We start from the raw sequence: 19196 nt of genomic DNA on the forward strand, positions 1-19196 counted from the left end.
TCGGTGGGTGATCGATGAGAGCGGGAGCTTTGCGGGCGCGGCAGGTCGGCTACGCGGTCGGTGTGCTGGTGCTGGTGGTCGCGGTCTGGGAACTCGTCAAGTACTTGGTGCCCGAACGCGGGGTGAGTATCGGCGATACCCGGATTCTGCCGCGCACGAGTGACGCTGCATTGCCGCACGCCTGGTCGGTCATCACCGTGCTCGGTGACAAGGACGGCGCAGGCACCGTCGGCGGAACACTGCTGCGAACAGCGGGATTCACCTTCGGGCTCGCGCTGTTGGCATTGGCGATCGGCACGGTAGTCGGTATCGCGCTCGCGGTGGTGATGCAGCGTTTCTCCTTCGTCGAACGCGGATTACTGCCCTACATCGTTGTCTCGCAGACGGTTCCGTTGATCGCCTTGGCGCCGCTGGTGGCCGGGTGGGGCGGGAAGATCGTCATTGCCGGTGAGCCCTGGCGGCCGTGGATGAGTATCGCGGTCATCGCGTCGTATCTGGCCTTCTTCCCGGTGGCGGTCGGGATGTTGCGCGGATTGCAGTCGCCGTCCAAGGCATCGGTGGAATTGCTGCACAGCTACTCCGCGAATTGGTGGCAGACATTGGTGCACTTGCGGTTTCCCGCCGCAGTGCCGCACTTTCTGCCCGCCTTGCGCCTGGCCGCCGCGGCATCGGTGATCGGTGCCGTAGTCGCGGAGATCTCGACCGGCACCGCGGGTGGCATCGGCCGCCAGATCATCGTCTTCTCCCAGCAGGCCACCGGCGACGCGGCCCGGCTCTATGCGGCTGTTCTCGCCGCCGCACTGCTCGGTGTCGCGGTGACCGCCGTCGTCGGCTTGGCAGAAGTGGCACTACGTCGTTACAGCCGTCCCGCCGGGGCGCGCGGTTCTTCAGGAGGTACCCGTTGACCGGGAAAGTGGAATCGGCCACCACGGGTAGCGATGCGGCCGGCGAGCAGATCCAGACGCCGGATCCGGGTCTCGTCGCGGCGAAGGCCGAAGACGTTGCGGCGGTCGACCTCACCGATGTCGGCAAAATCTTCGACGCGGGTTCGGTGACTGCGCTCACCGGCGTCTCGCTGAAAGTCCTTGCGGGGGAGTTCGTCTCGCTGATCGGTCCCTCGGGCTGCGGCAAATCCACCCTGCTGCGCATCATCGCCGATCTGGAACGACCGAGCAGCGGCACCGTGACCGTGCACGGCAAGTCCGCGCGGCAGGCCAGAATCGACCAGGACTACGGCATCGCGTTCCAACAGGCGGGACTTCTGGACTGGCGCACCGTTGCGGCCAATGTCGAACTACCACTCGAGTTGCACAAGGTCCCGAAGGCCGAAAGACGCTCTCGCAGTGCGGAGCTCCTCGAGATGGCCGGTCTCACCGATTTCGCACACCGCTATCCGGCGGAACTGTCCGGCGGTATGCAACAGCGCGTGGCGATCGCCAGGGCATTGGCCCGTAAACCTTCGCTGCTGCTCATGGACGAACCATTCGGGGCGCTGGACGAAATGACTCGCGAACGCATGCAGGGCGAGTTACTGCGCATCGCCGGAGAGACCGGTGCCGCAGTGGTTTTCGTGACGCACTCCATTCCGGAGGCGGTGTTCCTGTCCGACCGCGTGGTGGTCATGTCACCGCGGCCCGGCCGCATCACCGAGATCGTGCCGACCGGCGGCTGGGGCCGTGCGGCCGGCGTCAGCGGTGACGATATCCGTTCCAGCGAGGCGTTTTTCGAGGCCGTAGCCGCCGTCCGTACCGCACTGCGCGGCGGACACGAGACCGCCGACATCATCGTGGCGGGACAGGATCTGCAATGAAGACGTGGCTACCACCGGTGGTATTCGGCGTCGGCGGATTGGTGCTGTGGCAGGTGCTGACCGTCGTTGCGGGTGTGCCGTCGTTCCTGCTGCCCGCGCCGACCGCGATCGCGAAACAGTTCACCGAGAACTTCGACCGCATTGTCGATGCTGCCACCGCGACCGGTACGAACGCTCTCATCGGCCTGCTGGCCGGTGCGGTCCTTGGCATTGCGGCGGCCATGGTGGCGGTGCGGTTCCGGCTGGTCGAGGGGCTGTTGACGCCGCTGGCCGCTGCGGCCGCCGCGGTGCCGATCGTCGCGCTCGCCCCGCTGCTGAATTCGATGTATTCGACCACCACCGATACCCCGCGCCGCATGGTGGTAGCCATCGTGGTGTTCTTCCCGATGTTCGTCAGTACCGCCCGTGGCCTGCGGCAGGTGCCGCAGGTGCACGCCGATCTGATGACCTCGTATGCGGCGGGCGGCTGGCAGATCACCCGTACTGTGCGGCTGCCCGCGGCACTGCCGTACCTGTTCACCGGGTTGCGGATCGCGGCGCCGGGCGCGGTGATCGCGGCCATCATCGCCGAATACTTCGGCGGCCTGCAGAACGGCCTCGGCAGCCGAATCACCTCCGCCGCCGCGAATACCGCTTATCCACGTGCGTGGGCGTATGTGGTCGGCGCCATGATCGTCGGCCTGCTCTTCCTTGCCGTCGTCCTGATCCTCGAACAATTGACCCGCCGACCCCGGACCATCCTGATCCGTGACATTTTTGGGAGATCGAAATGAGAACTGCCACAGGGCGTTTACGCGCTTGTCTTGCGCTGGTTGCGTTGGCGGCGGCCGCGCTGACCGGTTGCAGCACCACCGACAACAGCTCGGGAACCACCGCAGACGGCCTGACCAAGGTCCGCCTGCAGTTGCAGTGGTTCAAGCAGGGGCAGTTCGCGGGTTATCTGGCCGCCGTGGATCAAGGCTTCTACAAGGAACAGGGCCTGTCCGTCGAAATCCTCGATGGCGGAACCGATATCGTGCCGCAGACGGTACTGGCCCAGGGACAGGCCGATTACGCGATCGCCTGGGTACCCAAGGCGCTGGCCTCACGTGAGGCCGGGGCGGGTATCACCGATGTGGCGCAGGTGTTCCAGCGCTCGGGCACCAAGCAGGTGTCGTTCAAGTCCGACAACATCACGGGCCCGGCCGCGCTGCGCGGAAAGACCGTCGGAAACTGGGGCTACGGCAACGAATTCGAGCTGTTCGCGGGCATGACCAAGGCGGGCATCGACCCGTCCAAGGATGTCAAGCTGGTCCAGCAGCAGTTCGATATGAACGCCTTCCTCGCCAAGGACATCGCTGCCGCCCAGGCCATGTCCTACAACGAATACGCCCAGCTGCTGGAGACGAAGAATCCGGGCACCGGGAAGCTCTACACCGCAGACGATTTCGCCACCATCGACTGGAACGAAGAGGGCGTGGCCATGCTGCAGGACGCGATCTGGGCGAATTCGGAGAAGCTGAAGGATGCGAAATACCAGGACCAGACCGTCAAATTCATCGCGGCCTCGCTGAAGGGCTGGGCGTTCTGCCGCGACAATGTCGACAAATGCCGCGATATCACCGTCGCCGCGGGCAGTACGCTCGGCGCCAGCCACCAGCAGTGGCAGATCAATGAGGTCAACAAGCTGATCTGGCCCTCGCCCAACGGGATCGGCATGATCGACAAGTCCGCATGGGACCGCACCGTGAAGATCGCCAAGGAGACCAAGAACCAGGAGGGCGTCACGGTGCTGAAGCAGGATCCCGATGCGGGCGCGTTCACCAACGAATACGTCACCAAGGCACTGGACCTACTGAAATCCGGTGGAATCGATATCGCCGGAACGGGATTCGCGCCGCAGCAGGTGACACTGACCGAAGGCGGTAAATAGGTGGTCGATCATGTCTTCTATCCGTGGAGCGCCCAGGCGACCCTGAATCCGGTACCGATCGTCGGGGCGTCGGGGTCGTGGTTCTGGGAGGAGAGCGGCAAACGCTACCTCGACTTCTCCTCGCAACTGGTGAATGTCAATATCGGCCACCAACATCCGGATATCGTCGCGGCCATTATCGATCAGGCGCAGAAACTCGCTACCATTTCGCCGACCGTCGGCAATGAGGCACGCAGCGAACTGGCCCGGCTGATCGTGGAACGCGCACCGGGCGGGCTGAACCGGATTCTGTTCACCACCGGTGGTGCGGAGGCCGTCGAACACGCGGTGCGGCTGGCCCGTAGCTACACCGGTCGCACCAAAATGCTCGCCGCATACCGCTCCTATCACGGCGGCACCGGCGTCGCGATCGGGCTGACCGGTGAGCCCCGGCGCTGGGGTGCCGAGCCGACCAATGTCGACGTGGTCCGCTTCTTCGGGCCCTACCCCTACCGATCCCCATGGGGCTCGAGCACTCCCGAAGAAGAGACGACGGCGGCGCTGAACCACTTGCGCCAGGTCATCGAATTGGAAGGGCCGCAACATATTGCGGGCCTGATCCTGGAGACGGTGGTCGGAACCAACGGTGTGCTCGTGCCGCCGCCGGGCTATCTCGCCGGTGTCAGGGAGCTGTGCGACGAATTCGGCATCGTCTATATCGCCGATGAGGTGATGGTCGGATTCGGCCGGGTCGGTGAGTGGTTCGCGGTCCAGGCCTTCGACGTCGCGCCCGACATCATCACCTTCGCCAAGGGCGTGAACTCCGGTTATGTTCCGCTCGGCGGTGTACTGATGGCCGAGCGGATCGCGCAGCGCTACGACAATACGGTGTATCCCGGCGGACTCACCTATGCCGGACATCCCCTCGCCTGTGCCGCGGGCATCGCCTCGATCAATGTCTTCGAACGCGACGGCATTCTCGACCATGTGCGCACGGTCGGCGCTGACGTCCTCGGAAAGGGCTTGGCGGAGTTGGCGTCTCGACATCCGAGTGTCGGCGAGGCGCGCGGCCTCGGATTCTTCTGGGCACTGGAGTTGGTGCGCGATCCACATACCCGCGAGCCGCTGGTTCCGTTCGCGGCCGCTGGTCCCGCCGCTGAACCGATGAACCGGGTCACCGCCACCGCCAAGGAACGTGGGCTATGGCCGTTCAATGCGGGCAACCGCTTCCAGATCGCGCCGCCGCTGACCACCTCGGCCGACGAGCTGCGCACGGGGCTGGAGATCGTCGACGAGGTGTTGGAGGTCGCCGACGAGTACGTGGGGTGAATCGCCTGCTGGCCGGCGGGGAAATGGCCGTTTCCTGCTACATGCGAGCGGTCCACCTCGCGACTCCGCAGGAGTTGACGCGACCGAAACCGCCGATCGTCGGGTGCTGACCGCCACTGAGGTGCGTCCGCCCATGGCGACCATGGGCGTCGGTGTCATCGCCGCCGCGGCCCTGGTCGTCTTGGTGTTCTCGACCAGCCGCTATGACTACTTCGGCGATGAGCTCTACTTCCTGGCGGCGGGTCGGCGGCCGTCGTTCGGCTATGCCGATCAAGGTCCGGTATTGCCGATGCTGTCGCGGTTGATGGACACGATCGCACCCGGAAACTTCTTCGTGTTGCGGCTGCCCGTTGTCGCGCTGACCGTCCTCGGCATCGTGCTGTGCGCGGTGATCGCGCGCGAACTCGGCGGCGCAGCGGCGGCCCAGGTGCTGGCCGCCCTCGGCTACGCGACCTCACCGTTTCTGCTGCTCCAAGGCAAAATGCTGACCACCAACGCGGTCGACACCGTGCTCTGGGTGATCATCACCTGGCTGGTGGTGCGCTGGGTGCGAAGCCGCCGCGATCGCCTGCTGCTGTGCGCCGCACTGGTGACGGCGGTCGATATGCAGGTGAAATGGCTGATTCCGTTCTTCTGGATCGGCGTCGCGGTGAGTTCGCTGATCGTCGGGCCGCGCGAGCTGGTCCGGCGGCCGCTGCTATGGCTCGGCGGGGTCATCGTGGTCGCGGCGACCGCGCCGTCACTGAGTTGGCAGGCGCGCCGCGATTGGCCGCAGCTGTCGATGGGCGAGGTGATCAGTGGTGAACAGGGCATACTCGGCGGCCGGGTGCTGTTCGTGCCGCTCGCGGTGCTGCTGGCGGGGTACCTGGGAGCGGTGCTGTTGGTCTATGGCGTGTGGGCGCTGCTGCGCGATGCCTCGCTGCGGCCGTACCGGTTCCTCGGCGTGACTCTGTTGCTACTTGTCGCCGTGTTCCTGCTGATCGGTGGCCGGATCTACTACGTTGCCGGAATGTTCGGGGTGGCGCTCGCGGCGGGTGCGGTCGGTCTCGTCGAACTCGCGGATCGCCTGAACCCCGCACCGAGACGTTTGGTCTCCGTGGTCGGTGTGATGCTTGCCGCCGTGGCCACGGGCCATGTGCTGTGGTCGACGCCGTGGCGCGATGCCGCGCACGTCCAGCCACCCGCCGATGACGCCGAGGCCACCATCAATATCGGCGTTTACGGCGAATTCGGTTGGCCCGAACTGACTTCCACCGTCCGGCAGGCCTATGAATCGCTTACTCCAGCCGAACGCGCCGACGCCGTCATCGTGACCGACACCTACTGGCAGGCCAGCGCCCTGGACCAATTCGACCGCGATCGCCTCCCACCGATCTACAGTCCGAGCCGCGGTTTCGGCTACTTCGGCATGCCAACGGACAATGCCTCGGCTGTCATTGCCGTCGGCGTGAACGATGCCTTTCTACACTGGGATTTCGACCACGTCGAACCGGTTGCCAAGGTGGACAGTCGAATCGGCTATCCGGGCAACACCCAGAACGTCACCGTGTGGAAATGTACCGACCTGCGCCACCCGTGGTCGCAGGTGTGGCCGACCTGGATGCACCTGTAGGTACGCTGCGACCATGACATCTGGGCAAACCGAGATCTGGCACAACCCGCGGTGCAGCAAGAGCCGCAATGCCACCGCACACCTGGACGAGGCGGGCGTGGAATACACGGTCCGGCGCTATCTCGACGATCCGCCCACGGCGGCGGAATTGCGGACCGTGCTGAAGCGGCTGGGCGCCGAGCCGTGGGATATCACCCGCACCGGCGAGCAGATCGCCAAGGATCTGGGCCTATCCGGCTGGGGACGCACCGCCGCGGACCGGGACCGTTGGATCGAGGCGCTGGCGGCGAATCCGCAGCTGATCCAGCGGCCGATCGTGCTCACACCCGACGGTGGCGCGGTCGTCGCGCGCGATGAGCTGACCTTGGAATCGCTGGACCCTTCGTAGCCGAAATAGCCGGTAGGGTCGGCATTTATGAAGGTACAACTGCGTCATAGTCCGGCCTCCGCGGTCGCGCGGTGCTTCCTGGCCGGCGGCGAGCCGATGCGGGTCGAGAGCGGCGCCATGGTCGCGCATTCGGCGGGAGTTTCGTTGCAGGCCAAGGCCGAAGGCGGAATTCTCGCCGGGCTGAAGCGTTCGGTGCTGGCGGGCGAATCATTTTTCGTCTCGACCTTCACCGCGCCGCCGCAGGGCGGCTGGGTGGATGTGGCGCCCGCCCTGCCCGGCGACATGCTGAATCTGCAGATCACCCCTGATCGGCCGTTCTTCATCAGCCGCGGCGGTTGGATCGCCAACTCGCACGGCGTGCAGGTCGAGGGCAAATGGGGCGGTTTCGCGAATCTGTTCGGCGGCGAGGGCGGCTTCGGTCTGCGCGCGCACGGCGAGGGTGAGGTGGTCGTCGGTGTATTCGGCGCGATCGATGTGATCGATCTGCAGCCGGGCGAGCCGATCACCATCGATACCGGCCATGTGGTGGCCTATGACCTGGCCATGAACTTCACCATCCGGCGCGCGGTATCTGGGCGGTCGATCCAGTCGCTGAAGTCGGGCGAGGGCTTCGTTTTCGACTTCACCGGCCCGGGCCGAGTGCTGCTGCAGACCCGCAATCCGGGCGCCTTCGCGGCTTGGGCGGGGTCGGTGGCGTCCTCGGGTTAGTCGCCGGTTTTCACGACCCTCTTACCTGCTGGACACCTAGCTCATGCAGAATGCAACTTTCATATCGGGTCCAGCAAGGGAATGTACATGGAGCTCCTCGAAGTCGTCGCGAACCTCTTCACCCAGGTCATGGGTGCCATGAGCGGTAGCGCCGCCTGACAGAACGCAGGCTCGTCGGCCCATCAGGTCCTCGACCTGGTGGGCCGATGGCGTTTCAACCCAGCAGCTGGTCGGTGAGGATTCGGGTGTCCGGGACGAACGGCCAGGTCGGGTCGGCCAGATGTGCGCGCAGTTCGGCATCGGTCCACCACCAGCCGTCCACGATCTCCTCGGGCTGGTGCTGGATGGGCCCGTCGTAGCGCAACTCGTAGGCGAACAGATGGCAGCGCATCGGCGCCCCCTGCCAGATGCCGTCCCAGGACGCGCCTGCCCGCAGGGGGAGTGGTGGTGCGTCAGCGGGCAGGACGATGCCGAGTTCCTCGGCGAGTTCACGGACCGCGGTCTGCGCTGGTGTCTCGCCGGGGTCGACGACACCACCGGCCAGGCAGTCGTGCATACCGGCGAAGACCATCTTGGTATCGGTGCGACGGTGCACATAGATGCGTTCGCCGTCGCCGGAGCGAACGAGCACACCCGCACTGGCATGCCAGATGCCGTCGCGATAGACGGTGGCCCGGTCGGCCACGCCGATTTCGCGGCCCGCGGCGTCATAGACCGCGATCATCTCCGACTGAGGGTGCACGAACACCGCTCGAGAGTAACCTGATCTGCGCACGCCACCCTGAGAGAGGACCGCCCCAGATGGTGCTTCCGCGCACACTGGCGAAATTGAACCGGCACGTGACGAACCCGATCCTCGGTCGGTTGGCCGGGAAAGTGCCCCCGATGAGCGTGGTCGTACACAAGGGACGGAAAATCCGGGCGGGCCTATAGAACTCCGGTGTGGGCGTTCGAATCCGACGGTGTGTACCGGATCGCGCTGACCTACACGGTCGAGGCATTGGGCACGCGAGAGGCGATCGGCGTTCTCGACGAGACCGGCGACGTCAAGAAAGGGCGTCACAGCGTCGGTGTGCAACGCCAGTACACCGGCACCGCCGGGCGGATCGAGAACTCGCAGGTGGCGGTGTTCCTGTCCTACGGCACTGCGTTGGGTCACACGTTGATCGACGCGGAACTGTATCTGCCGAAGTCCTGGACCGATGACCGCGACCGCTGCGCCGCAGCCGGGGTGCCCGACGACGTGGGATTCGCGACCAAACCCGTCCTGGCCGCGCGCATGATCACTCGCGTTCTGGACGCGGGCGTGGTGCTGCCGTGGATCGCCGGCGACGAGGTGTACTGAGCATGCCCGCATCTGCGAGGGCAGCTCGAATCCCGGTCGGTGGCCTACGTTCTGGCCATCGCCTGCAACCGGGAGGTGACGGCGTCGGCGGCCGTCGGACCGGTCCGCGTCGATCGGCTGGTGGCCAAGCTACCCAAACATGCCTGGCAGAGGTTGTCGGCCGGTGACGGTGCCAAAGGCCCCCGCCTCTACGACTGGGCGTGGATCCGCCTCGCCGCCGACACTGACGCCCCGGGACGGCGGTGGCTGCTTGTGCGACGCAACCGCAAGACCGGCGAACTGGCCTATTACCGCTGCTACGCACCGAAATCGGTGCCGCTGACCACGCTCGTGCGCGTCGCTGGCCGCAGATGGTCGATCGAAGAGAATTTCCAAGCCGCGAAAACCCTCGTCGGCCTCGACCAACACCAGGTTCGCACCTGGACTTCCTAGCGACGCTGGACCACCCTGTGCCTGCTCGCCCTGACTTTCCTCACCAGCGTCGCCGTCGCCGCAACCCGTACCGAGCAGACCGAAGCAGGGCTGATCGCGTTGACCCGCAACGAAATACGCCGACTCCTCACCAAACTCATGGTGCAACCGATTACCAGTATCGTGCACCACCTGCACTGGTCACGATGGCGACGACGCCACCAATACCGCGCCCGCACCAGCCACTACCAACGAACAACCGAACCCAGTAGTTCGTGATGGCGGCGGCGCTGGACCGTCCTGACCATGCCGGCCGGGGTCCTCCGGGCCGTGCTGACCGCTACAGAGCGCGCCGATCAGCCTGCCCGCGTTGAATGGCGTCAAAGGAGCTTGCGGTAGTAGATGACTCGTTCGCGTTCCTCGAAGCCGAGTCCCTTGTGCAGCTCGTGGCCCAGCGAATTGTCGGTTAGCGCATCCGAACCCAATTCGGTGCAACCCAGCTCGCGGCCCCATTCCTCAACAGCCGCGCAGAGCGCCCGCGCTGCACCCGACCGCCGCTGGTTCGGTTCAACGTAGATCCCTTCGAGGAACGCCACCGGCGAACTGTCGCAGCCGTTGACATATTCGGTGCGCAGAGTGGCTTCACTGAACCCGATCGCCGTGCCGTCCTCACCGCGGGCCAGGAATGCAGCCGCAGTGCGGTCACCATCGTAGGTCTCCTCGACCTCAGCACGATGTTCGGCGACCGTGCCATCAGGCCACAGACGCGCACGCAAACCCGCGAGCACATCCAGATCGGCGTCACAGTATCGATCGATTCTCATTCCCCGAACATAGACCCCACCGCAGCGCCCGCGTCATCCATCAAACGACCGGTCACCGATTCGTCACAGCTGACCACAACGAACTACTGCTGGAGTACTAGCAACCGGCGCATTTCGTGAAAAACACCAGCGTCAGACGAGCGCCCGCGCTTGCTGATTACCGAAACCGTGAAATGCAATGTCGGCGGGGAAAAGTCGGAAGTGTCGGGCGTCGGCGCTGAGGGAAGTGGAAGTCCGAAGGCCGCCGACGTTGATCGAGCCGGCGCATGCTCGTACTGGGTTGACATGGGACTCATTTCTGTCCCAGCCTGCTGATTCTCCCACCCTCTATGAAACCTGATTGCAGGTGATTTCGCCACATCCGATGCCAAGGACGAGCGTGCCAAGAGGTCAGTTCCCTATGCACTGCTGCGAACTCAGGTCATCGGCAACCGTTGACCTCGGTACTCTCCACGTCGTAACAGTCGTAACCGCCGCATTCGAACATGCGGTCTATCGAGCGCGGCTACTGTCGGCGTTCACGAAAATCCCTTGATAAGCCGGTTTTTGTAAAGAATCAGGACCTGGCTATCTGGCCGTACTCGTGACCTGGTTGACAAGTTCGGACTGGGTTGCGGGGCTTTCGGCCCGTGCCAGCGGTGAGGCCTGATAGAGCGCAAAGTTGGCATCGACACCGGCAGAATTACCGAACTACTGATTGCCGTCATCGACGGGCTGGAGTCGCCATGGCTCATCGATGACGGCACCGACATGACGGCGGCCTTCGAGTACCACGCGGCCGGTCTATTGGATTCGGTAGCGGTCCGGCCGCATTCGCGCTGACCGCTGTCCTCTCAGGACTCGATTCCGATGATTGTCCGCATTCGCAAGCTGACCGTCTCATTGTCGATCCAGGCGTAGCCGATCGGGGTATGGTTAATTCGTTTGTGGTGCAACGGTTTTCGGTTACATGGAACGGCAGGCATGCCTTCGTCGCACACCATCTGCTTTGACCTCAGGTCGGCGCCTGCAGGCTGTGTAGGACCCAATGCCCTTTTTCGTTGGTCTTCGCGTAGTAGAGGCTGGCGTCTGCGGCGTCGAGCAGGGATTCGGCGTTGGCGCCCGCGATCGGTGTGATCACCGCACCGATGCTGGCCGCTATTTTCAGTTGCTGCCCGTCGATAGTGATGGGGTCGGGAAATACCGACAACAGTTGGTCCGCGATAGCTGTTATCTGGTCGGTGGTGGCTGGTGGCGGGATCAGGACGACGAATTCGTCGCCGCCGAGCCGGGAAATAAGGCAGTCGTATCCGCGTAGCTTGTCGTGCAAGCGGGTGGCCACCGCGACGAGGACTTTGTCGCCGGTTCCGTGGCCGAATCGGTCGTTGACATGTTTGAAGTGATCGAGATCGGCGAAACACAGTCCGGCCCGGTCGTTTTCGCCGGCGGTCGTGATGAGTTCTTCGATCCGCTCGAGTAGGTAGCGTCGGTTCGGCAGGCCGGTGAGGGGATCGTGTCGGGCCTGTTTATGCAGTTCGAGTTGGAGCCGGTGTTCTTCGGTGATGTCGGCTCCGATGGCGAGCAGGTAGTCGGGTTGTCCTTCGGTGCCTTTGACGTAGGAGATGGCGAATGACATCCAACCGACGCTGCCGTCGGCGCGCACCAGTCGACGTTCGAGTCTGACCGTGCCTTCCCCGGCGGGAACAAGGTTGTCGTAGAGCAGGGCACGGATATCGTCGCGGTCATCGGGATGGGCGAAGTCGTACACCGATATCCCACGCAGCGCCTCGATCGGTACGCCGATCATATCGGCCAAGCCCCGATTGGCTTCCAGCAGTGTGCCGTTGGTGTCGCCGATGGCGATCGCGACGGCCGTATTGTCGAAGAGGATGCGATATCTCGCATCCTGTTCGTTGCTGTCGTGCTCGCTCGAATGAGCACGAGACTGATGGCGGTGCGCCTGATGGCCTTGTCCGAGAGCGGCCAGCAGACCGGCGAGGCGCCCTCGGGCGTCGGGCCGATCAGAGTAGTCGGACAGTCGGTACAACACCTGTGCCGACACCGTGGGCACCCGCTCCTCGGCCAACTGGGCAGCCGATAGCGCCGCCCCGACTCGGGCGCCCACGGTCACGTCGAAGGGTTCGGCCTCCAGTGCTGCGGAAAGTTCGTCGATCAGGCCGGACAAGTGTTGGTATTCGAAGTCATCGGGCATACGCATGCCGTCGACGGCGGCGAGTGTTTGCCACCAGGTTCGAGCCAGTGCCGCACACTGGGAGTCGTCCACCACAACCCTTCGATACCTTGCGCCGCTCGACACCCTGGCCGAGAGCGGTCTTGCGTTCAACCGAACGATAGACCGTGGCTATACCTTTTCGTGTGGAAATTTCCGCGTTCATTCACGAGAGCCGGTTTTCGCCGAAGATCGATGTCCCTTTGTATCTGAGGGTTGTTTTCTGCCATATCCAGGTGGCTTGCACACACCCGAGCAGGTCCTCGATATGGGCTGATACCGGTTCAGCGACGGATCTGTCGGTGATCTCCCCGCACTGGCTATCGATCCTGGCTCGGATCCTGCGGAATTCGGTCAGGCGGTCGCGCACGAGTCGTGCGGCGTCGTGCACGGCGTCGGCAAGGGTGGCGCCGGGGGTGCTCAGCAGGCAGATCGGGATCAGGTTGAAATCAGCGCGGTCGTGGATGCATTCCTTTTCGAAGGAGAACATGTCGTTCATCAGCGCTCCGATCTCTACGGTCGAGCGCCGTAGCTGCCGCAGATCGGTGTCCAGTCCGACGGCGCGAATCCGATCCCACGGCAGATACTCGTCGCGGCCGAACTCGCACAGCGCGATCGCGGGATACATTCCCGACACCTGCGCACGCAGGTCGATGTAGTCCGCTACGGTGAGCAACTCGCCGCGCGCACGAGCGTTCTGATCCTGGATCGCCGGACGCAGATGGTCGATGGTCGAATCGAGGAACCGATTCAGCCAGTCCGGGTCCGCCCGAGCCGTCACCTGCTCCAAAAACTCTGCGGTCGCGGCCTCCACTGGAGTGGGATTCGTTGCAGCACAACGGGTATCGATCAGTCGGCAGAGGTGTTCCACCGTCGCGCGGGCCTGCTGTTTTTCGACATCGGTCAGGTGGGCGAACTTCTCGCGGCCGACAGTATCGTTGAGCCAGAACAAGATCGCGTTGTAGATCCCGATAATCGTCATCCGTTCGGCGGTGACAGCATGTGGATGCAGGTACGGAGTCATGCTGTTGTAGTGCGCGCCACCGGCGTGCAACCAAATCTCGTAGCGGCGGCAGAACTGTTCCACCTCCGCACATGCCCGCTCCCCGAACCGATTCGGCGCGAAACCCGCACAGAAGTCGACGATATCGCAGTCGGGTGTACTGAACAGCCCCCGCAGCGACCACCCCTGCCGCGACCGGACCAACGCCGCATACTCTGCCTGCATCGTGGCGAGCCGCGCCTCGATCACCGGCGTGTACTCGCCAACCACGAAAACTCCCTCCCCGACCACACCGCGTCCCACCTCGACAGAGTGCCGGACCGAATCCAGCACTGGCCGCATCCGGTCATTGAATGATAAACGACCGCAAGCCAGATAGCTCCCGGTCTGCGCCCCGCTGCCGGTTTTGCTGGCGTAGAACGTTGCTTTCATGTGGGAGTGCGGGTTTCGGACATCGGGGTGATCATTTACCTCCCCAGGTCGGGCTCTGCCCTGCATCCAGGCCAAGACGTCGAGGACGCGTAGTGCCGACACTTCTTCGGGCAGACCAGCGGTGTCGCGGGGACATGCCCGGTGCGGGGTAGGCGAGTTCTTGGTCGGCCTCGACGTCGAGGGCGTGTCCGATGCCGTATCCGGCTAGAACTTGTGCCACCGCCGCGCCGATGCTGCCACACCGCTAAACGCGGTGTCGCCCTTTTCCGGAGGTATTCGATATTGCCAGTGGGGCGAACTGAACCGATCGAGTGTATTAGGCGGCGCGGATTCGTGAAAGGAGTGCTGCTGCCGGGCTAACAGGTTCGGTCCGGTTCATCCTGGCCCCTCTACCAGTCGAGACTTTGCATGGTTGTCGCACAGATGGCGGGCAAGCTCGATCGTCGGTACCGAGCCCGCCTATCCGGTGTCCAGCGATAGCGGCGACGTGAGATGTACTCCGCTGCAGATGTTCCCTCGTATATCCCGGAGGATCTGCCTCACGGTGGTTTCGTGCATGGAGCCGGCTATGACGACAGCGATCGACCGCCGAGCTCGACCACTGGTTCGCCGGCGATGATGTCGCCACCGACAACGGACGCGTTCGCGAGGGCTTGTAGGACGGCCAGGACGTTCGTTCGGCGAGGGGATCCAGGCCACTGGGTATCGCCACATGCGATTGCGGTTGCGAGCCAACGGGTTTGGGGTAGGTCAACCGGTATCAACCCGCAGTCGGCCCCAGTGTGGGTTCAACGCCAGATCCCGCTCGATTACCAGTACCCGGCATTGTGCGGCGGGCCGACATCCGGCGCTGGGTGGCCGCCGCCGCTCTGCGGTAGTGCCCCGTTCTGCGGGTGGACGGATTGTGAGCGCGTCGCGGTTAGGGAGCCCTGCGTGAGGATCTCGAGGTCCGGGTCGTCGTTGATTCCGCTGCCGCCGACGCATCCATCACGCAGCAGCCTTCCCCTGCGGGAATCCGGGTGAAGCACAACGGCAATAGGGGCGGATGTCATGATGCCGATTCGATCAGCAGATGCTCCAAGCGGGCCGTATCGTCGGAGTCCTGATCGACACCGACCACTGCGACGAACTCGCGATCACCGGCACGTCGCTGCAAGGGACTCCAGGAGTTGGCGAGATACCAGCTTGCCCCGGTGGTACCACGCGGGCCTAAGCCCGCGCAGAATATCCAGTATCGGTCGGGGTGCAGGTCCGGGCTCGGTCGCACCCGCGCGATGACGCCGATGCTGTGATCTCCGCTCGAGCCATACCGGCTACCGTCGGTCAACTCCAACTGCTCTGAACGGGAACTGCCTTCGGCACCACTGCCTTTGAGAGTGAAAAGCGGACGATCGACGCTTTCGAGGTACATGCGTGTGCAGTCGTTGCAAGTCAGTCCAAAACTGATATAGGGGCGGTCGCCATGCGCAACGACGTCCCGGTCGCTCCGGATCTCAGTCAGCAGACCGGGGTGGCGCTGGAGCGCGGCAAACACGTACAGCAGTCCGCGAACTTCCCTCTCCGGTAAGGCAGCCAGCACATCCGAGTGATGATCAGCCGCAACCGCGCGGAACTTCCCGAATGCGCATCGATAGGGAGCCTCGGCCGCATCGAGTGCGTGCACGGGCCGCAGTGGTAGCTCGAAGGTCGGGTACACGAGCGTAATCCCATTGGTGATCATCTCGGCCCCGAGAAATGCCCCGAGCTCGATGTCGGTTCCAGGAGGGTCCAACTCGTGCGCTCGGGCACCGACTGGTGCGGCATCTGCCATTTGAAACAGTCTTTCGATCGTCCAGCCAGGGAACATCCTGGCCAGCACCCGGCAATGGTAGTCGCGGGGAAGCCCGACCATCCTGCCCGAAAGCCACTGGTAGAACTGGGTCTTCGCGGGCCCGTAACCAGGAGGAATGGGAGGGTCGAGTTGCGCGGCGCACCTATCGTAGGCGGCCATGAAATCCGAATGGCTCTTGAGATGCTGCTCCGCCAGCAGCATCTTCAGAACGGTAGCCAATGAAACCCCCTTACCCCTGAAACCACCGCCCTGGTGGCGGCGACTCGATTTACAACCGCGGCTCGCACGGTCGGCAACGCTGTCCGGTGACCGCCCCGACCGCTCGGACGCCGGTGCAGCAGAGGCTGTTACCGTTCCCACCCGCCGTGGCCACGGTGAGCTGTGCTGTCCCCTCCCTGCTGGGGCGAGCACAAAGCTGCGTGTCCGGACCGATGTATAGCGAGGTAGCCGCAATGCTGCCGACGAAGGCGAGCGCAGTGGCGGTCGACAGGCCGGTCCCGGTGCGGCTGGGTCGTAGCGCCGGCTGCGGCAGACCCTTGGATGGTGCTGTTCAAAGCGGGTATTGGAACCTAACAGACACTGTTGCCGGGTCTCTCCGAGGGGTGGCAGTGACCTGCACCGTACCGGCAGGCGCGATCGCCGTGACCTGCGTATCCGAGTCGATGGTGAAGGTGGTCGCGGCAGTACCGGATCGCCCGATCAAGGAACGGCGAAGCCGGTACCCATCACGGAACGGTCGCGTCTCCGGACGTGTTCCACAAGGTCGGAGAGCGGGAGGTGATGGTAGGCATGACGCGCCTCCTTTGCCGCGATGATGATTCCCCGACTGCAACCGGATGGTTGCTTCCAGTAAGCCCTCTACGTTGTTGCAGAGCAATGAATCTCCGATCCGTTTTCGTCCGTTTTCACACTTAGACCTTGCCTCCGTCGATGTAACCGACCGACTGCTGCAGATCCCCCGACGGTAGAGCTGCGACCAGGTTGATTCGGTACCGGCGGTGGCGTGGACTGACCTGCACGGTGATCGCATCAGAGCGTCGCCGGTGAGTCATCGCATCAGTGACGAAAACCGTTGTGGCGCATGTCTTGAGGGTACCCATGCGGCGTTATATCCAACGGCTGCGGCGGTGCTCGTGATCACGGCGATCTGCTCAGGTCCGGCAGGGTTGCCGACCCGACAGGGAGTCTCCAGTTCTTCGACAGGCGGCGGGAATCCGATAACGAACGAAAACGAACCCCTCGGGCCGGTCCACCGCCTGTTTCAAGGACGTTAATGGAAGTTGGGGGCCGCCACAGCAACTCGTGCAACCGGCCCAGTTGCACTACAGGAATTACACAGCAAAAAAAGGAGGCAAGCATCGTGCCTACCATCACGTCGATCTCCCCGACCTCGGGACCCACGACGGGGGGAACCAGCGTCACGATCACCGGTACGGGGTTCACCGGCCCGACTACCGTGCGATTCGGTACTACCGCAACGACTTTCACCCTGGATTCACCGACGCAGATCACGGCGATCGCCCCCGCCGGCTCAGTCGGTACCGTGCAGGTCACTGTTACCACCTCGGCGGGCACCAGCAACGGTGTGCCCTACACCTATCTCGCGGTTCCCGCGTTGAGCGGCATCAGCCCCAGCCAGGGGTCCACTGCGGGCGGAACGACAGTCACGCTCACCGGGTCGGGCCTGACGGGAGTCACCGCGGTGAACTTCGGTGGCACACCGGCGACCTCGTTCACGGTCAATTCCGACGCACAGATCACCGCCGTTGCCCCAGCGGGCACCGGGTTCGTGTCCGTCACCGTCACCGGACCGGGCGGCACCAGCAACCCAGTTACCTACATCTATGTCGTCGTTCCGACGATCACCAGCATCTCCCCGACCGCCGGACCCACCGCGGGCGGGAACAACGTGACGATCACCGGCACCGGATTCACCGGCCCGTTGACCGTCCGGTTCGGCACGACCGCAACGACATTCACCGTGAACTCCGCCACCCAGATCACCGCCATCGCCCCAGCCCATGCAGCCGGGACGGTGCAGGTCACGGTCACCGGCTCGGGCGGAACCAGTAACGGCGTCGCCTACACCTACGCCGCGGTTCCTACCCTGACCGGTGCGGTACCGAACACCGGCCCGGTCGCTGGTGGGACGAGCGTCGTCCTCACCGGGACGGACCTGACAGGTGCGACTGCGGTGAGTTTCGGTGGCACACCGGCAACCTCGTTCAGTGTCGACTCCGCCACCCAGATCACCGCCGTCGCCCCAGCCCATGCAGCCGGCACGGTGCAGATCACTGCCACGACAGCGGGCGGCACCAGTAACGGTATCGCTTTCATCTACGTCTGACAGCGAATGGGGCTGGGCCGCCGGTAGACCGTTGCCTGTCGGCGGCTCAGTTGCATGACGATCGAACCGAAGCCCGCCGCCAACATGGATGGTGTTGCAGGGTAGGAGGTTCCGCACGCGCCGTGCTGAGATCGCTACGTCTTTTGCCCATCCGATCGGATCGAGTCAGTTGCGCGGGGCCTGGCGGCGTAGACCTCGTGCAGTTCGGTTCCGATCAAGTTCGGGTATTGCCTGCCTGCAGCGTGGGGACAGTCAATGGCGGCTCATTCGTTGGACCGCGGCGCCATAGACAGCAACTGGTCTTCTGGCCGGCCCAGATCGAGTCGCACGAGTGCCTGGATCGAGACATCGACGGTGCGGATACCGCGTTTGGGACTGGGTTTGCCGAGTTCGAGGCTGCTACCGTCGTTTTTCCACACCTCGTTGATACGCCCCGTGCCGGTTTCGGGGTCGACATCGCGATCCAGCAGCGCGTCGACTTGGGCCGCGCCATGGACATGAGCCCAAATTCTGCTTGTGGGTCGCCACCTTTCGAGCACCAGATGCTCGAACAGCTCCCAGTCGTCGTTGTAGAAAATGTCGATCTCGGCCAGGTCGCGGCACGGCAATCGGACACCGGAGCGCGGATTGAATGGCAGCGAGGGCACGGAACGCTGATCCGCTGCCGCACGCAGGCCCGCGCTGAGGTACCTCGGAGGGTGAACCCTGGTTGCGTACACATCGACAAACGGGGGCCTGCGGAAGTGTTGCGGGCGGCGAGAATCGCATCGAGTGCGAGACATAAAAAGGTGATGTCCAGTAGTATTAGCTGGGTGCGGTGCAACGGTTTTCCATATATCGCAGACGCAGGAGGTCTCTACGCGTAGTTCCGGCGCGTGGACGTCTGAGCATCGTGTCTTTTGAAGGGGCAAGACAATGTCCGAAGCGGCAGTCGCCCGGGCAGGGCTCAACTTTGAGGTTGTGATTCCGAACCGAGGAATCAGCCACCTCCGCACCGCGGATCTCATTTCGATACGGACATATCGTGCATAGCTCCGCGTGTCCGGCGAGGTCTCC

The 19196-nt window shown here is 64.0% G+C and carries 18 protein-coding genes; 11 read left to right on the forward strand and 7 right to left on the reverse strand.

Features of this window, described 5'->3' with window-relative positions; all coding sequences use genetic code 11:
* Window positions 1-14: 14 nt before the first annotated feature.
* From ACFYOW_RS28645 to ACFYOW_RS28680, 8 genes are all read left to right on the forward strand, one after another.
* On the forward strand, window positions 15-905 hold the full coding sequence (locus tag ACFYOW_RS28645; RefSeq protein ID WP_387293009.1) for an ABC transporter permease: 891 nt from the start codon (window positions 15-17) through the stop codon (window positions 903-905).
* Window positions 902-1810: an ABC transporter ATP-binding protein gene (locus ACFYOW_RS28650; protein ID WP_387293011.1), complete on the forward strand. Its 909-nt coding sequence runs from the start codon at window positions 902-904 to the stop codon at window positions 1808-1810. Before ACFYOW_RS28645 ends, ACFYOW_RS28650 begins: the two co-directional genes overlap by 4 nt.
* Entirely contained in the window at window positions 1807-2583 is a 777-nt protein-coding gene (locus tag ACFYOW_RS28655) for an ABC transporter permease (RefSeq protein WP_387293013.1), read from the forward strand. The genes ACFYOW_RS28650 and ACFYOW_RS28655 overlap by 4 nt, the downstream gene beginning before the upstream one ends.
* Window positions 2580-3722 carry an ABC transporter substrate-binding protein gene (locus ACFYOW_RS28660; protein ID WP_387293015.1) on the forward strand — a complete coding sequence of 381 codons (1143 nt, stop codon included), beginning with the start codon at window positions 2580-2582 and terminating at the stop codon, window positions 3720-3722. Before ACFYOW_RS28655 ends, ACFYOW_RS28660 begins: the two co-directional genes overlap by 4 nt.
* The gene (locus tag ACFYOW_RS28665) at window positions 3723-5030 is read left to right on the forward strand and encodes an aspartate aminotransferase family protein (protein WP_387293017.1); all 1308 of its coding nucleotides are present in this window, start codon (window positions 3723-3725) and stop codon (window positions 5028-5030) included.
* A 103-nt stretch (window positions 5031-5133) separates the two neighbouring features.
* The gene (locus ACFYOW_RS28670) at window positions 5134-6642 is read left to right on the forward strand and encodes a glycosyltransferase family 39 protein (RefSeq protein WP_387293019.1); all 1509 of its coding nucleotides are present in this window, start codon (window positions 5134-5136) and stop codon (window positions 6640-6642) included.
* Between the two features lie 13 nt (window positions 6643-6655).
* Window positions 6656-7030, forward strand: coding sequence for an arsenate reductase family protein (locus ACFYOW_RS28675; RefSeq protein WP_387293021.1), 375 nt, complete (start codon window positions 6656-6658; stop codon window positions 7028-7030).
* Between the two features lie 27 nt (window positions 7031-7057).
* Window positions 7058-7738, forward strand: a complete 681-nt coding sequence (locus ACFYOW_RS28680; RefSeq protein ID WP_063037160.1) for a TIGR00266 family protein — start codon at window positions 7058-7060, stop codon at window positions 7736-7738.
* Between the two features lie 214 nt (window positions 7739-7952).
* Here ACFYOW_RS28680 and ACFYOW_RS28685 read toward each other — a convergent pair whose 3' ends face one another.
* Window positions 7953-8462, reverse strand: coding sequence for an NUDIX domain-containing protein (locus ACFYOW_RS28685; protein WP_387293249.1), 510 nt, complete (start codon window positions 8460-8462; stop codon window positions 7953-7955).
* Between the two features lie 216 nt (window positions 8463-8678).
* Here ACFYOW_RS28685 and ACFYOW_RS28690 point away from each other — a divergent pair, with 216 nt between their 5' ends.
* Together ACFYOW_RS28690 and ACFYOW_RS28695 are read left to right on the forward strand one after the other, a co-directional pair.
* Window positions 8679-9083: a transposase gene (locus ACFYOW_RS28690; protein WP_387293023.1), complete on the forward strand. Its 405-nt coding sequence runs from the start codon at window positions 8679-8681 to the stop codon at window positions 9081-9083.
* Window positions 9084-9122: 39 nt separating this feature from the next.
* A complete protein-coding gene (locus ACFYOW_RS28695; RefSeq protein ID WP_387293025.1) occupies window positions 9123-9515 on the forward strand; it encodes a hypothetical protein in 393 nt (130 codons plus the stop codon).
* 359 nt (window positions 9516-9874) lie between these two features.
* On the opposite strand, the gene aac(6') is transcribed toward ACFYOW_RS28695, so the two are convergent.
* The 5 genes from aac(6') to ACFYOW_RS28720 form a co-directional block, all read right to left on the reverse strand.
* The gene (aac(6'), locus tag ACFYOW_RS28700; protein WP_387293027.1) at window positions 9875-10318 is read right to left on the reverse strand and encodes an aminoglycoside 6'-N-acetyltransferase; all 444 of its coding nucleotides are present in this window, start codon (window positions 10316-10318) and stop codon (window positions 9875-9877) included.
* A gap of 994 nt (window positions 10319-11312) precedes the next feature.
* Window positions 11313-12581 carry a diguanylate cyclase domain-containing protein gene (locus tag ACFYOW_RS28705; RefSeq protein ID WP_387293029.1) on the reverse strand — a complete coding sequence of 423 codons (1269 nt, stop codon included), beginning with the start codon at window positions 12579-12581 and terminating at the stop codon, window positions 11313-11315.
* Between the two features lie 112 nt (window positions 12582-12693).
* Window positions 12694-13872, reverse strand: a complete 1179-nt coding sequence (locus tag ACFYOW_RS28710; RefSeq protein ID WP_387293031.1) for a terpene synthase family protein — start codon at window positions 13870-13872, stop codon at window positions 12694-12696.
* An 899-nt stretch (window positions 13873-14771) separates the two neighbouring features.
* On the reverse strand, window positions 14772-15014 hold the full coding sequence (locus ACFYOW_RS28715; RefSeq protein WP_387293033.1) for a hypothetical protein: 243 nt from the start codon (window positions 15012-15014) through the stop codon (window positions 14772-14774).
* On the reverse strand, window positions 15011-15994 hold the full coding sequence (locus tag ACFYOW_RS28720; protein WP_387293035.1) for a hypothetical protein: 984 nt from the start codon (window positions 15992-15994) through the stop codon (window positions 15011-15013). The genes ACFYOW_RS28715 and ACFYOW_RS28720 overlap by 4 nt, the downstream gene beginning before the upstream one ends.
* Window positions 15995-17153: 1159 nt before the next feature.
* On the opposite strand from ACFYOW_RS28720, the gene ACFYOW_RS28725 reads away from it, so the two are divergent.
* Window positions 17154-18140, forward strand: coding sequence for an IPT/TIG domain-containing protein (locus ACFYOW_RS28725; protein ID WP_387293037.1), 987 nt, complete (start codon window positions 17154-17156; stop codon window positions 18138-18140).
* 263 nt (window positions 18141-18403) lie between these two features.
* On the opposite strand, the gene ACFYOW_RS28730 is transcribed toward ACFYOW_RS28725, so the two are convergent.
* Window positions 18404-18787, reverse strand: a complete 384-nt coding sequence (locus ACFYOW_RS28730) for a hypothetical protein (protein ID WP_387293039.1) — start codon at window positions 18785-18787, stop codon at window positions 18404-18406.
* Window positions 18788-19196 lie beyond the last annotated feature (409 nt).

Origin of the sequence: Nocardia sp. NPDC006982 (genome assembly GCF_042869435.1) — a bacterium.
Lineage (GTDB): Bacteria > Actinomycetota > Actinomycetes > Mycobacteriales > Mycobacteriaceae > Nocardia.

Coding starts and splice junctions, on each gene's coding strand:
- ACFYOW_RS28645 (WP_387293009.1), top strand. CDS start 15: ATGAGAGCGGGAGCTTTGCGGGCGCGGCAGGTCGGCTACGCGGTCGGT.
- ACFYOW_RS28655 (WP_387293013.1), top strand. CDS start 1,807: ATGAAGACGTGGCTACCACCGGTGGTATTCGGCGTCGGCGGATTGGTG.
- ACFYOW_RS28660 (WP_387293015.1), top strand. CDS start 2,580: ATGAGAACTGCCACAGGGCGTTTACGCGCTTGTCTTGCGCTGGTTGCG.
- ACFYOW_RS28675 (WP_387293021.1), top strand. CDS start 6,656: ATGACATCTGGGCAAACCGAGATCTGGCACAACCCGCGGTGCAGCAAG.
- ACFYOW_RS28680 (WP_063037160.1), top strand. CDS start 7,058: ATGAAGGTACAACTGCGTCATAGTCCGGCCTCCGCGGTCGCGCGGTGC.
- ACFYOW_RS28685 (WP_387293249.1), bottom strand. CDS start 8,462: ATGATCGCGGTCTATGACGCCGCGGGCCGCGAAATCGGCGTGGCCGAC.
- ACFYOW_RS28710 (WP_387293031.1), bottom strand. CDS start 13,872: ATGCGGCCAGTGCTGGATTCGGTCCGGCACTCTGTCGAGGTGGGACGC.
- ACFYOW_RS28715 (WP_387293033.1), bottom strand. CDS start 15,014: ATGACATCCGCCCCTATTGCCGTTGTGCTTCACCCGGATTCCCGCAGG.
- ACFYOW_RS28720 (WP_387293035.1), bottom strand. CDS start 15,994: ATGCTGCTGGCGGAGCAGCATCTCAAGAGCCATTCGGATTTCATGGCC.